The organism is Streptococcus suis YS161 (assembly GCF_002760245.1).
GTDB classification, from domain to species: Bacteria; Bacillota; Bacilli; order Lactobacillales; family Streptococcaceae; genus Streptococcus; species Streptococcus suis_I.
In genome coordinates, this window is sequence record NZ_ASCA01000092.1 from 17,176 (window position 1) to 30,630 (window position 13,455).

The 13,455-nt window shown below is 42.7% G+C and carries 13 protein-coding genes and 1 other RNA gene; 12 read left to right on the forward strand and 2 right to left on the reverse strand.

Features of this window, described 5'->3' with window-relative positions:
* Positions 1–101: 101 nt before the first annotated feature.
* From tkt to SST111_RS11600, 12 genes are all read left to right on the forward strand, one after another.
* Complete coding sequence (gene tkt / locus SST111_RS11545; RefSeq protein WP_099811515.1) at positions 102–2,072, forward strand: transketolase; 1,971 nt, start codon at positions 102–104, stop codon at positions 2,070–2,072.
* Between the two features lie 278 nt (positions 2,073–2,350).
* Complete coding sequence (tadA, locus tag SST111_RS11550; protein WP_099811517.1) at positions 2,351–2,872, forward strand: tRNA adenosine(34) deaminase TadA; 522 nt, start codon at positions 2,351–2,353, stop codon at positions 2,870–2,872.
* Positions 2,873–2,914: 42 nt separating this feature from the next.
* Positions 2,915–3,004, forward strand: an RNA gene (ffs, locus tag SST111_RS11555) — signal recognition particle sRNA small type.
* A gap of 217 nt (positions 3,005–3,221) precedes the next feature.
* Positions 3,222–3,764, forward strand: a complete 543-nt coding sequence (locus SST111_RS11560) for a hypothetical protein (RefSeq protein ID WP_099811519.1) — start codon at positions 3,222–3,224, stop codon at positions 3,762–3,764.
* Between the two features lie 81 nt (positions 3,765–3,845).
* Positions 3,846–5,195 (forward strand): glucose-6-phosphate isomerase, encoded by a 1,350-nt coding sequence (locus SST111_RS11565; RefSeq protein ID WP_099811521.1) that lies wholly within the window; start codon positions 3,846–3,848, stop codon positions 5,193–5,195.
* A 293-nt stretch (positions 5,196–5,488) separates the two neighbouring features.
* The gene (locus SST111_RS11570; protein ID WP_024401365.1) at positions 5,489–6,454 is read left to right on the forward strand and encodes a polysaccharide pyruvyl transferase family protein; all 966 of its coding nucleotides are present in this window, start codon (positions 5,489–5,491) and stop codon (positions 6,452–6,454) included.
* A 273-nt stretch (positions 6,455–6,727) separates the two neighbouring features.
* Complete coding sequence (locus SST111_RS11575; protein WP_099811523.1) at positions 6,728–7,468, forward strand: metallophosphoesterase family protein; 741 nt, start codon at positions 6,728–6,730, stop codon at positions 7,466–7,468.
* Between the two features lie 109 nt (positions 7,469–7,577).
* Positions 7,578–8,102, forward strand: coding sequence for a hypothetical protein (locus tag SST111_RS11580; protein ID WP_099811525.1), 525 nt, complete (start codon positions 7,578–7,580; stop codon positions 8,100–8,102).
* 107 nt (positions 8,103–8,209) lie between these two features.
* Positions 8,210–8,908, forward strand: a complete 699-nt coding sequence (gene dapD / locus SST111_RS11585; protein ID WP_099811527.1) for a 2,3,4,5-tetrahydropyridine-2,6-dicarboxylate N-acetyltransferase — start codon at positions 8,210–8,212, stop codon at positions 8,906–8,908.
* 9 nt (positions 8,909–8,917) lie between these two features.
* A complete protein-coding gene (locus SST111_RS11590; protein WP_099811529.1) occupies positions 8,918–10,045 on the forward strand; it encodes an N-acetyldiaminopimelate deacetylase in 1,128 nt (375 codons plus the stop codon).
* Positions 10,046–10,086: 41 nt separating this feature from the next.
* A complete protein-coding gene (locus SST111_RS11595; RefSeq protein WP_099811531.1) occupies positions 10,087–10,629 on the forward strand; it encodes a 5-formyltetrahydrofolate cyclo-ligase in 543 nt (180 codons plus the stop codon).
* The gene (locus tag SST111_RS11600; protein WP_099811533.1) at positions 10,613–11,290 is read left to right on the forward strand and encodes a rhomboid family intramembrane serine protease; all 678 of its coding nucleotides are present in this window, start codon (positions 10,613–10,615) and stop codon (positions 11,288–11,290) included. The genes SST111_RS11595 and SST111_RS11600 overlap by 17 nt, the downstream gene beginning before the upstream one ends.
* Positions 11,291–11,308: 18 nt before the next feature.
* Here SST111_RS11600 and galU read toward each other — a convergent pair whose 3' ends face one another.
* Together galU and SST111_RS11610 are read right to left on the reverse strand one after the other, a co-directional pair.
* Complete coding sequence (gene galU, locus SST111_RS11605) at positions 11,309–12,211, reverse strand: UTP--glucose-1-phosphate uridylyltransferase GalU (protein WP_024377764.1); 903 nt, start codon at positions 12,209–12,211, stop codon at positions 11,309–11,311.
* A gap of 37 nt (positions 12,212–12,248) precedes the next feature.
* The gene (locus SST111_RS11610) at positions 12,249–13,265 is read right to left on the reverse strand and encodes an NAD(P)H-dependent glycerol-3-phosphate dehydrogenase (protein ID WP_099811535.1); all 1,017 of its coding nucleotides are present in this window, start codon (positions 13,263–13,265) and stop codon (positions 12,249–12,251) included.
* Between the last annotated feature and the right edge of the window lie 190 nt (positions 13,266–13,455).

The window sequence follows — 13,455 nt, forward strand, 5'->3', positions numbered from 1 at the left end:
TAGATTACTCCGAGGGCGGGACGCAAGTCCTGCCTTTTCAAACAGACATAGAAAACGCTTTATGGTATAATAAATTCATGACTTTAAAAAAGGAGAAAAACATGTCAAATCTTTCAGTCAATGCGATTCGTTTCCTTGGTATTGATGCCATCGAAAAATCAAAATCAGGTCACCCGGGTGTCGTCATGGGTGCGGCTCCAATGGCCTACAGCCTTTTTACTAAAGAACTTCGTATCAACCCAGCTCAGCCAAACTGGATTAACCGCGACCGCTTTATCTTGTCAGCAGGACACGGCTCAATGTTGCTTTACGGACTTCTTCACCTTTCAGGTTTTGAAGAAGTGACTATGGACGAGATTAAAAACTTCCGTCAGTGGGGTTCAAAAACACCAGGTCACCCAGAATTTGGTCACACAGCAGGTGTAGATGCAACAACAGGTCCTCTTGGACAAGGTATCTCAACTGCGACAGGTTTTGCGCAAGCAGAGCGTTTCCTTGCAGCTAAGTACAACCGCGATGGTTTCCCAATCTTCGACCACTATACATATGTAATCTGTGGTGATGGCGACTTGATGGAGGGTGTTTCAGCAGAAGCGGCTTCTTACGCAGGTCTTCAAAAATTAGACAAACTGATTGTATTGTACGATTCAAATGACATCAACTTGGACGGTGAAACAAAAGATTCCTTCACAGAAGATGTGCGTGCTCGCTACAACGCTTATGGCTGGCATACAGATCTCGTAACAGACGGTACAGATGTGGATGCAATCTTTGCTGCTATTGAAAAAGCTAAGGCAGCCGGTAAGCCATCTCTTATCGAAATCAAGACGGTTATCGGTCACGGTTCACCAAACAAACAAGGTACAAATGCCGTTCACGGTGCTCCACTTGGTGCAGAAGAAACAGAAGCAACTCGTAAGGCGCTTGATTGGAACTATGGTCCATTTGAAATTCCAGCTGAAGTCTATGCGGACTTCAAAGCTAATGTAGCTGATCGCGGTGCCGCAGCCTACGATGCTTGGGTGAAATTAGTTGAAGACTACAAAGTAGCTCATCCAGAATTAGCAGCTGAAGTAACAGCTATCTTGGAAGGTCGTGACGTAGTTGAAATCAAGCCAGAAGATTTCCCGGTTTATGAAAATGGCTTCTCACAAGCAACTCGTAACTCATCACAAGATGCCCTCAACGCAGCGGCTAAAGTATTGCCAACTTTCTTAGGTGGTTCAGCTGACTTGGCTCACTCAAACATGACCTACATCAAGGAAGATGGTTTGCAAGATTCAGTAAATCCACTCAACCGCAATATTCAGTTCGGTGTGCGTGAATTTGCAATGGGTACAATCTTGAACGGTATGGCAGCCCACGGTGGACTCCGTGTCTATGGTGGTACCTTCTTCGTCTTCTCAGATTATGTGAAGGCAGCTGTTCGTTTGTCAGCCCTTCAAGGTCTTCCTGTGACTTATGTCTTCACACATGACTCAATTGCAGTCGGTGAAGATGGTCCAACTCACGAGCCAATTGAGCACTTGGCAGGACTTCGTGCTATGCCAAACCTCAATGTTTTCCGCCCAGCAGATGCGCGTGAAACACAGGCAGCTTGGTACTTGTCATTGACTAGCAAGTCTACACCATCAGCCCTTGTTCTCACTCGTCAAAACTTGACAGTTGAAGAAGGAACCGACTTTGACAAGGTTGCTAAAGGTGCTTATGTAGTTTATGAAGTAGCAGGTTTTGACACAATCCTTCTTGCATCAGGTTCAGAAGTGAACTTGGCTGTTAAAGCTGCCAAAGAACTAGAAGTAGCAGGCACTAAGGTTCGTGTGGTTTCTGTGCCATCAACTGAACTCTTCGATGCACAAGATGCTGCCTACAAGGAAGAAATCCTTCCAAATGCTATCCGTCGTCGCTTGGCAATTGAAATGGGTGCAACTCAAGGTTGGTACAAGTATGTCGGCCTTGACGGTAAAGTTCTCGGTATCGATACATTTGGTGCCTCAGCTCCAGCTCAAACAGTTATTGACAACTACGGCTTCACAGTAGAAAATGTTGTGAAATTAGTTGGCGAATTGTAATAGAAACTGTACAGACAGCCCCTCGGGGCTGTTTTGACATTTTTTTAAAAATTTTCTTGACAATATCGACAATATATGATATATTAATATCTGTAAATATCAATATTGCTCCCCCTACCTTCTCGACTGAGGAGGTATTTTTATATTTTTAAGTTAATAGAGGGGCAGAATTTTGAAAGAAATGTGTGGTAAGGAAGAAGCAGTGTTAGATTGATTTTGATAGCAGAGAATAAAGAAGTGATTTTGAACTGTTATCAGGGCTGTGCTATAATAGATTTATGAACTATACACATGAAGAAAAAGAGTATTTTATGAATCAAGCATTGCAGGAAGCTAGAAAGTCGCTAGAAAAGGATGAAATTCCAATTGGTTGTGTGATTGTCAAGGATGGCCAGATTATTGGCAGAGGGCATAATGCCCGCGAAGAGCTCAATCAGGCAATCATGCACGCCGAAGTCATGGCCATCCAAGAAGCCAATCGAGTGGAAGGGAATTGGCGCTTGCTTGATTCGACCCTTTTTGTGACGATTGAACCTTGTGTGATGTGTAGTGGGGCCATTGGACTTGCTCGTATTCCCCAGGTGGTGTACGGTGCTGCCAATCAGAAGTTTGGTGCTGCAGGTAGCCTCTATGATATTTTGACAGATCAGCGGCTCAATCACCGTGTGGAAGTTGAGACGGGCATTCTGGAAGAGGCTTGTGCTAAGATTATGCAAGACTTTTTCAGACAAAGAAGAGAGAAGCAAAAGGCTGAGAAAGAGGCCTTGAAAGCTCAGCAAGGGACAGTTTCGGATAGCTAGTTAATATTCCAAACTTGCACTTTAGTCAATTTGTGTTATAATAATAAACGGAGCAACATTCGTGCGTGAAGCGGGTCAGGGGAGGAATCCAGCAGCCCTAAGCGAAGTCGGGTGTGTGCTCTTTTTGCGTACAGTCTAAAAACCCTTTGAAATCAAGCTTTCAGAGGGTTTTCATTGGCATATTTTTAGAAATAGGGGCAACTGCCTTAGCAAGTACATTTCTCTCCGTCTAAGGACTGATTTTTGGGATTTTTTATTGATTTATAGGGAAAAAGGAGTAAAATAGATTTCCTCTTAAGAAAACTTTTTGTTAGCTCTGCTATTCTACAGGGGAAAAGGAGGAAAGCCTATGTTTGTATTTGCTTTTCCAGGTATGGGTAAAACGACACTTGCCAAGCAATCTTCACAAATTGTAGATTTAGAAATGTCGGATATCAAATATGATAATTCTAGTGTTCGTCATTTGAATAAAGAAGAAAGAAAATCAACTCCACGCCCGATTAAAGATAAGAATTATAAAAAGATCTATGTAGATAAAGCTTATGCCTTGCACGAGGAGGGGAAGACGGTCCTTGTCGCGATGAATTTTCTAGTAAGGATGCTGTTGGTTATGCTTGTACGTGGTGCTGTCCCGTTTCACATTTACATTCCTCATCCATCTTTAAAAGAAGAGTACAGACAACGCTATATTCAGAGAGGGAATAATAGCAAATTTATTTTTGAAGTGATGACAATCTGGTATGTGAGCCTGGTCCCGCTATATATTTTGTCAAAAATATTGCCAAATATGATAACAGTGACACAGTCGGGTCAAGTCTTAGCAGACTATAAAACTCCTCATTACGACACTATGTTTGTGAAAAATAAACAAGTTACGCAAACCATTTCATGAAAATAAATGAAAATTCACAAATCCCTTGAAAAAAAACTGATAAAGCGTTATCATATTATGGTACATAAATGGAGGAATGACATGACACATATTACATTTGATTATTCAAAAGTCTTGGGCCAATTTGTTGGTGCTCAAGAAGTAGACTATATGCAACCACAAGTTACCCTTGCAGACCAAATGCTCCGTCAAGGAACAGGTCCTGGTAGCGACTTTATCGGCTGGTTGGATTTGCCAGAAAACTATGACAAAGCAGAATTTGCTCGTATCAAGGAAGCGGCTGCTAAAATCCAAAATGAAAGTGAAGTTTTGGTAGTTATCGGTATCGGTGGTTCTTACCTTGGTGCTAAAGCAGCTATTGATTTCTTGAGCAATGCCTTTGTAAACTTGCAAACACGTGAAGAGCGCAAAGCTCCACAAATCCTTTACGCTGGAAACTCTATCTCATCAAGCTACCTTGCTGACTTGGTGGATTACGTTGCTGACAAGGACTTCTCAGTAAACGTGATTTCTAAATCAGGTACAACAACTGAGCCTGCGATTGCTTTCCGTGTCTTTAAAGAATTGCTTGTCAAGAAATACGGTCAAGAAGAAGCTAACAAGCGTATCTATGCAACAACTGATAAAGCAAAAGGTGCTGTTAAGGTTGAAGCGGATGCAAATGGTTGGGAAACCTTTGTTGTTCCAGATGATGTCGGCGGTCGTTTCTCTGTCTTGACTGCAGTTGGTCTTTTGCCAATCGCGGCAGCTGGTGCAGACATTGATGCCCTTATGGAAGGTGCAAACGCAGCTCGTAAGACTTATACTTCAGATAAGATTGCTGAGAATGAAGCATACCAATATGCAGCTGTTCGTAACATCCTTTACAGAAAAGGCTATGTAACAGAAATCTTGGCAAACTACGAGCCATCACTTCAATACTTCAGCGAGTGGTGGAAACAGTTGGCGGGTGAGTCAGAAGGTAAGGACCAAAAAGGTATCAACCCAACATCTGCTAACTTCTCAACAGACTTGCACTCACTTGGACAATTTATCCAAGAAGGAAACCGCAACATCTTTGAGACAGTAGTTCGTGTTGACAAACCAAGAAAAAATATCTTGATTCCTGAAATGGCAGAAGACCTTGACGGTCTTGGCTACTTGCAAGGTAAGGACGTTGACTTTGTAAACAAAAAAGCAACGGACGGCGTACTTCTTGCCCACACAGATGGTGGCGTACCAAACTTGTTTGTGACCCTTCCACAACAAGATGAGTTCACACTTGGTTACACCTTCTACTTCTTCGAGTTGGCGATTGCTATCTCTGGTTACCTCAATGCGATTAACCCATTTGACCAACCAGGTGTAGAAGCCTACAAGAAAAATATGTTCGCTCTTCTTGGTAAGCCAGGATTTGAAGAACTCGGTGCAGAATTGAACGCACGTTTGTAAGAAAATCTTTCCACTAGAGATAGTGGTGCGTCTAAAGAAAACGAGACGATTTGAACGATACTAGGGTATCGTTCTTTTTTTATCGTTCTAAATCGCTATTTGGAACTATTGGTAAAAAAATTGTTGGTATATTTTGCAGCTGTTTTATATAAGTAGCGTGTCTTGTACTAATTTGTTGAGGTATTTGTTGTAAGAATTCTATTGAAAATCTATGTTTTTTTAGTTTTTCTATTGACGAGACTACCTTGGACTAGATATAATAGTTACTAATATAGATTTAAAAAGAGGTATTTATGGTAAAGTATGCATTGTTCAGTTATTCGACAGAAAACATCGGCGATGAAATCCAATCTATTGCGGCGAGTCGTTTCTTGCCACAGATTGATTATTATATAAACAGGGATTATATGAATGATTTTAAACCAGACACCGATGAACAAATTAAACTGATCATGAACGGTTGGTACTCTCATAGACCTCAAAATTTTCCACTAAAAAATGAACAGATTACTCCGCTATTAATTTCAATGTTTGTTACTGGACGCGCTAAAGTACCATTTTCATCAGAGGAAAATGTTGCGTTCTTTAAAAAATATGGTCCAGTTGGTGCCAGAAGTGCGGACACAAAGGAATATATGGAATCTTTGGGAGTTGAGTCTTACTGGTCTGGCTGTATGACTCTTACCCTCCAACCAGAGAAATATATTAAGAAACAAGACTTTGTGCTGGCTATTGATCTTCCTGAGGAAGCTTGTCAAAAGTTAGAGAAAGAATCGAAATTACCAGTTATCCGACTAAGTGTTTATACAAATCATAAATATATGTCTGATACACGTAGAATGAAGTTAGCAAAATATTATCTTTATTTGTACCAATCAGCTCGTTTAGTTGTTACTACACGACTTCATGCGACTCTTCCGTGCCTTGCTCTAGGAACTTCTGTTTTAAATATCGAATTACCAAATTTTGAACCAGAACGTTTTGGTAGTTTACGGGAACTTGCTAATCATATGACCTTAGATGAATTCATGTCGGGTACAGGTGATTACGATATTAATAATCCTAAAGAAAATCCAACAGAATTTCTAGAAGCTAGAAAAAATCTTGAAGATAGATGTCAAGCTTTTACAGGATTTAAGAATAAAAAAGGTTTCTTAAATGGACAGCCTGTCGCAGAATTATTACGAGATCCAGAGTTAATCCAAACTTTTGCAACAGGAGTAGCGTCTGCCTACAGAGAGTATGGCACCGGTTTTTAGTCAATCGTTTTAGAAGAGGCTGGGAAAAGTCCAAAGTCACTTCTCAGAGTTCGTGTCAACATCTCAGCGTAGTGGTTAATTGGTTTAAACGATCCAGTGGAGTGAAACAGTTCGGGTAACTGTTTCAGCTGGTCACCTTAAAACTAGAAAGTGACCACAGAAGAACCTACATGTTTGGAAGTGAGGGGGACTCTTTTTGACTAGTCGAATTCTTTTCCGCTCCCTTATTTCGGTTCAATAAGGTGAAGGAGATAGAAAGTAAGCGGAGATGATATGAAAAAAGATTTTTTTGTAATCGGTGATGTCCATGGAAAGTTTGAACTTCTACTCGATATTTTAAAGAAATGGGATGAAAAGCGACAACAGCTGATTTTTCTTGGGGATTTGATTGACCGTGGAGAAAATTCAAAGGCTTGCCTAGAGTTGGTTTGGCAATTAGTCCGAGAAAAAGGTGCGATCTGTCTGACTGGGAATCATGAACGAATGTTTTTGGCTTGGCTACGTGACCCCTTGGACCGCTACGATCACTATCGGAGAAATGGTGGAGATACGACTATCAATTCCTTACTGGGGCGTCCCTTGGATGCACCGGTAGATGGTTTGGTGGATGCCAATGCAGTGATGGAACAATATGAGGACCTGATTGATTTTGTCAAATCCTGCCCCTATCATATAGAGACTGAGCGCTATATCTTCGTCCATGCAGGGGTTGATTTGACCTTACCAGATTGGCGTGAAACCAATAATCACGATAAGGTTTGGTTACGCACCCCTTTCCATGAGGCTGACAATACCACAGGGAAAATGATTGTCTTTGGACACACCCCTGTTTACAATCTCTATCAGACCAAGCTCCGCATCAGCCAAATCTGGACTAGTCCAGATGGGAAAATGGGAATTGACGGAGGAGCTGTTTACGGCGGAGTTCTACACGGGATTGTGCTAGATGATACAGGTCTGGTGCAGGACTACATCGTCGGAGCTGTCAATCCGAGAAAAGAAATTGAAGATTAAATAATGCTTGAAAATTAGGAGGTCAAACTTCTAATTTTTTTTAATTTTATACTTGACAACGCAGATATATATATATAATGGTTGTGTAAAACATTTTTTGGAGGTTTATATGAAAAAACTTACTTTCCTAACTTTGACTGCACTGTCAGTGTTTGCACTTGCTGCGTGTTCTACTACTGAACCAAGTAAAAAAGAAGCTACGGATACTTCTGGCAGTGTTGCGCAATCTAGTTCTGAACAAGCAACTAGTACAAGCTACAAGGTAGGAGATACAATTGTATTTAAAGATGTAGCAGAAATTACAATTACGAATATTGCATGGACTGACGAACGAAATGAAGTGAGCGATATTGTTGCGAATAAAGTGCTTTTGGTAACCTATAATGTCACTAACTTGACTGATAAAGATTATGTTGTCGGTGAAGATATGGATTTGTATGTAAACAATAAAGTGACTGAAAGCTACCCAGTTGGAACAATACTCGAAACAATCGCACCTGGTAGAAGTATAGAAGGCGCAACAACCGCCTTTGCAGTAAATGAAGAGGGAACTTCTGAGTTAGAGGTTAAACCAGGGTTCCAGTTTAGTACAGATATAAAACCAGCAATTGTAAAATTTGATTTACCACAATAACTTTAGGAGGCTAACTTAGCCTCTTTTTCATTTTTTTGCATTTCTTCCCAAATTTTCAGAAAATTTTGATATAATAGAAAAAATATTATTTTTAGATTGGAATCATTATGACTGCACAAAAAATGACTGCACAAGAAATCATTGCCTTTATTGGTAATGCTGTGAAGAAGACAACTGTTAAAGTAACTTTTGAAGGTGAATTGGCTGGGCCTGTTCCTGCTGAAGTGACAAAGCTTGGCAATGTCCTATTCGGTGACTGGAAGGATGTCGAGCCACTTTTGGCAAACTTGACTGAAAATGTAGACTACGTGGTTGAGCAAGACGGCCGAAATTCAGCTGTGCCATTGCTTGACAAGCGGAATGTCAATGCCCGTATCGAGCCAGGTGCGATTATCCGTGACCAAGTGACCATTGGCGATAATGCCGTTATCATGATGGGGGCGGTGATTAACATCGGTGCGGAAATCGGTTCAGGTACTATGATTGACATGGGTGCTATCCTTGGTGGTCGTGCGACGGTTGGTAAAAATAGCCACATCGGTGCAGGTGCGGTTCTTGCAGGTGTTATCGAGCCAGCTTCGGCTGAGCCAGTGCGTGTTGGCGACAATGTTTTGGTCGGTGCCAATGCCGTTGTCATCGAGGGAGTACAAATCGGTAGCGGCTCTGTTGTCGCGGCGGGTGCTATTGTGACTCAAGACGTCCCTGAAAATGTTGTGGTGGCAGGTGTGCCAGCCCGCATCATCAAGGAAATCGACGCTCAAACCCAACAAAAAACAGCCTTGGAAGAGGCTTTGCGGACACTCTAAGAGGTAGCTATGCTAGATTTAATCGCGACACGCCGAGCCCTCCACCAGATTCCAGAGCTGGGCATGGAGGAGTTCAAGACCCACGCCTTTCTCATGGAAACTATTGAGAACTTGCTGGAAGATTGCTCTTTTGCCCAAGTCCGTACATGGAAGACAGGTATCCTGGTCTATCTGACAGGTTCTGCTCCTGAAAAGACCATTGGCTGGCGGGCAGATATTGACGGCCTGCCTATCGTGGAAGAAACGGACCTGGACTTCAAGTCCCTCCACCCAGACCGGATGCACGCTTGCGGACATGATTTCCACATGACCATTGCCCTGGGGCTTTTGGAGAAAATGGCAGAGCAGCAACCGAGAAATAATCTTCTCTTCTTGTTTCAGCCTGCGGAGGAAAATCTAGCAGGTGGTATGCTTATGTATGAAGCGGGGGCTTTCGGGGATTGGTTGCCAGATGAATTTTATGGGCTCCATGTCCGACCTGACCTCAAAGTCGGTCAAATGGCCACCAACCGTGCGACCCTCTTTGCTGGAACCTGTGAAGTCAAGATACGGTTTACAGGAAAGGGTGGCCACGCAGCATTTCCCCATACCGCCAATGACGCCTTGGTGGCAGCCAGCTACTTTGTGACTCAGGTGCAGTCGGTGGTCAGCCGTAACGTTGACCCGATCGAGGGAGCGGTGGTGACCTTCGGCTCCATGCATGCTGGCACGACCAACAATGTCATTGCTGAAACGGCCTTTTTGCACGGGACCATTCGGGCCTTGACTCAGAACATGAGCCTCTTGGTGCAAAAACGGGTGCGGGAAGTGGCAGAAGGGATTGCCCTGTCCTTTGGAGTGGACTTGGAGATCGAGCTCAATCCAAGTGGTTATCTGCCTGTGGAGAACAATCCACAGTTGGCGGATGAACTGATGACTTATTTTGAACAGGTTGACGGTGTAGAGATGATTGACTGCCCACCTGCCATGACGGGAGAGGACTTCGGCTACCTGCTTAACAAGGTTCCGGGTGTTATGTTCTGGTTGGGTGTGGATACGCCTTATCCCCTTCACAATCCACGTCTCAGTCCCAAAGAGGAAGTGCTTCCCTTTGCTGTGGATAAGTTGAGCGATTTTTTGAAAATGAAAGCAAACTAGACTGGAATTTCCAGTCTTTTTCTGAAAGAAAAGGAGTTTCTGTGGATAAAAAAGAAATTCGGCAAGAGGTCTTGCAGAGTTTGAAAGACCTGACTAGTAGTCAGCGAGCAAGATGGAGTCAGCAACTAACAGAAAGGCTCCTTTCATCTGACACCTATAAGTGCTCAAAGTCGCTTGGGACCTACCTTTCCATGCCCCATGAGTTTGACACTTCTTATTTGATTGAACAGGCTCAAAAGGATGGAAAATGCATTTTCATCCCTAAGACCTATTCACAAGGGCGCATGGATTTTGTAGAATATAATCCTGATGATTTGGTAAAATCTAGGTTTGGGGTTTGGGAACCTGGGACTTATTCACAACCTGTGGATAAGTCTGTGGTTAAGTTGATCCATGTGCCTGGTTTAGCTTGGAATCAAGCGGGTTTTCGAGTGGGATATGGTGGTGGTTTTTATGATCGCTACCTAGCAGATTATCAGGGAGAGACGGTATCGACCTTGGCAGGCTTTCAAGTCTATGATTTCGAACCAGATATTTTTGATATTCCAGTAAAGGAGTTGTTGATTTTTGAAGAACTTTTTTGATAAGCGCTACCCTGTAACCAATGGCTTGTTGGCAGTCACGGCTCTTGTTTTTCTTTTGATACAAGTATTTCGATTTGGGCAGACCACTACAGCCTATACGATTTTTGAATTCGGTGGTATGTTTGGTGAGGTAGTGAGGTATGATCCGACTCAGTTGTGGCGCTTGATTTCCCCCATCTTTGTCCACATTGGTTGGGAACATTTTATCTTTAACAGCATTACCTTGCTTGGTTTGGGTTATCAATTAGAAGGCCTGTTTGGCTCAAGGCGCTTCTTTCTCCTCTATCTCTTGTCTGGGATCATGGGCAACCTTTTTGTTCTCTTTTTTACGCCAGACGTAGTTGGGGCAGGAGCATCGACCTCGCTCTTTGGTCTTTTTGCGGCTATGGCACTCTTGAGGAAATTTAGTCGCAGCCCTTATCTACAGGTTCTTGGTCAACGCTACATGGTCCTTTTGGGATTGAACTTGGTCTTAGGACTTTTTAATCCAACCATCAGCATGGCAGGGCATATTGGAGGAGCTGTTGGAGGTTGCTTGGTCGTGATGTTCCTTCCGCCTCTTGTTGAAAAGGATCTCTTTACAGGAAAACAGATTTTTTTCAGTTTCATTGGCTATTTGGGCTTGTTCGTTTTTCTACTAGGGATATTCTATTTGATGTAATAAAAAAACTAGCGCTTGCTAGTTTTTCTTTGTATCTAATTTTTTACCAAGATCGATCAAGTATTGTTTCAAATCATCTTTTACTTGAGGGTGTTGGAGAGCGTAGTCGATAGAAGTTTTCATGAAACCGAACTTATCCCCAACATCGTAACGGTTGCCTTTGAATTCACGAGCAAACACGCGTTGCGTTTTGTTCAGAGTATCAATGGCATCTGTCAATTGAATCTCGTTCCCGGCACCTGGTTTTTGATTTTCTAAAATCCCAAAGATTTCAGGAGTGAGTAAGTAGCGTCCGATAATAGCAAGGTCTGAAGGAGCATCTTCTGGTTTTGGTTTTTCCACAAAGGTTTCCACACTATAGAGACCGTTGACACCTTCACCTTGTGGAGCGATAACACCGTATGCAGAAACTTCTTCATGAGGAACTGGCATAACAGCAATGGTTGAAGCATGTGTTTTTTCATAGTCGTTCATGAGTTGCTTGGTCAATGGGACAGCTTTTGTATCTGTGATGTCCATGAGGTCATCGCCGAGCATGACAACAAATGGCTCGTTCCCGACAAAGGCTTTAGCTTGAAGAACGGCATCACCAAGTCCACGTGGGTGGCTTTGACGGATGAAGTGTAGTCGAATGCCTGTTGTCTCATCAACAAGTTTCAACAAATCATTTTTTCCTTTTTCTTTGAGGTTGTATTCCAATTCAAAATTTGAATCAAAGTGGTCTTCGATAGAACGTTTGGATTTACCAGTGACCACCAAAATATCTTCGATACCAGAGCGAAGAGCTTCTTCAACGATAAATTGGATGGTTGGCTTGTCAACGATTGGCAACATTTCTTTGGCAAGAGCCTTAGTAGCAGGTAGGAAACGAGTTCCTAATCCAGCAGCTGGGATAACGGCTTTTCTAACTTTTTTTGTCATGGTACAATCTCCTTGTTATTTTGTTAATGACTATTTTTTAAACCCACTCGTTTTCATGGCGGAATTCACCAGACATGATTTCCTTAATCGCGTCTTGGATGCTTGCGCCTTGATAAATCACGCTATAGATGGCTTGAGTGATTGGCATATAGACATTCAATTCTTGTGCCAACTCGTAAGCTGCTTTGGTAGTAGAAATTCCTTCGATGACCATGCCCATATTGGCTTCGATGTCCTCCAATTTTTCACCCTTGCCAAGCAAATCACCAGCCCGCCAGTTCCGTGAGTGAACGGATGTACCTGTAACAATCAAGTCGCCGACGCCAGATAGACCGCTGTAAGTCAAGGGATTGGCACCCATGGCTACACCGAGTCGGGTAATTTCTGTCAATCCACGGGCGATAATAGCTGCCTTGGCATTATCACCAAATCCAAGACCGTGAAGAGCACCTGCACCAACGGCGATGATGTTCTTAAGAGCACCAGCAGTTTCTACCCCAATGACATCGTTGTTGGTGTAAAGGCGGAAGTAATGGTTGCTGAAGAGGTTTTGGACGTAGCTAGCTGTTTCCAAGTCTTTCGATGCGGCAGAAATCAAGGTCAAATCGCGGACAATGGTTTCTTCTGCGTGGCTTGGTCCTGAAACTACAACGATTTCCGAGCGAAGTTCAGCAGGAATCTCTTCTTCCAAGACCTCTGACAGGCGTTTGTGGCTATCTGGTTCCAAGCCTTTGGAAGCATGCATGACAACAACCTTGTGCTTGAGAGCTTGGGCCACTTGCTTGGCAACCAGACGGGTTACCTTGGTCGGCACAACGAATAGAACTGCATCCACACCGTTTAAGGTTTCTGCTAAATCCTTGTAGCCTGTGATTTTATCATCTAGGACAATATCCTTGAAGTAGCGAGTATTGGTATGGTGTTCATTGATTTCGTCAATTTGTTCAGGGATATTTCCCCAAATACGGACAGTATGACCGTTATCGTTGAGAACTTGGGCAAGGGCAGTTCCCCATGAGCCTGGTCCCAAGACAGCAATGGTTTGTTTGGTCATAGAAAATCCTTTCTAGGTTGAGTTGATTTGTCTATATTATATCATAATCCATAGATAAAATCTTGCAAGTCATGTCAAATATTGCTGTTTAGGAAGAAAAATGTTAGCAGGGTGAGCTTTGAAAATAGAAGTTAAAATGATTGACAATAGTTCCTAAGAGAACTATAATAGTTCTCATGCTAATTAATTG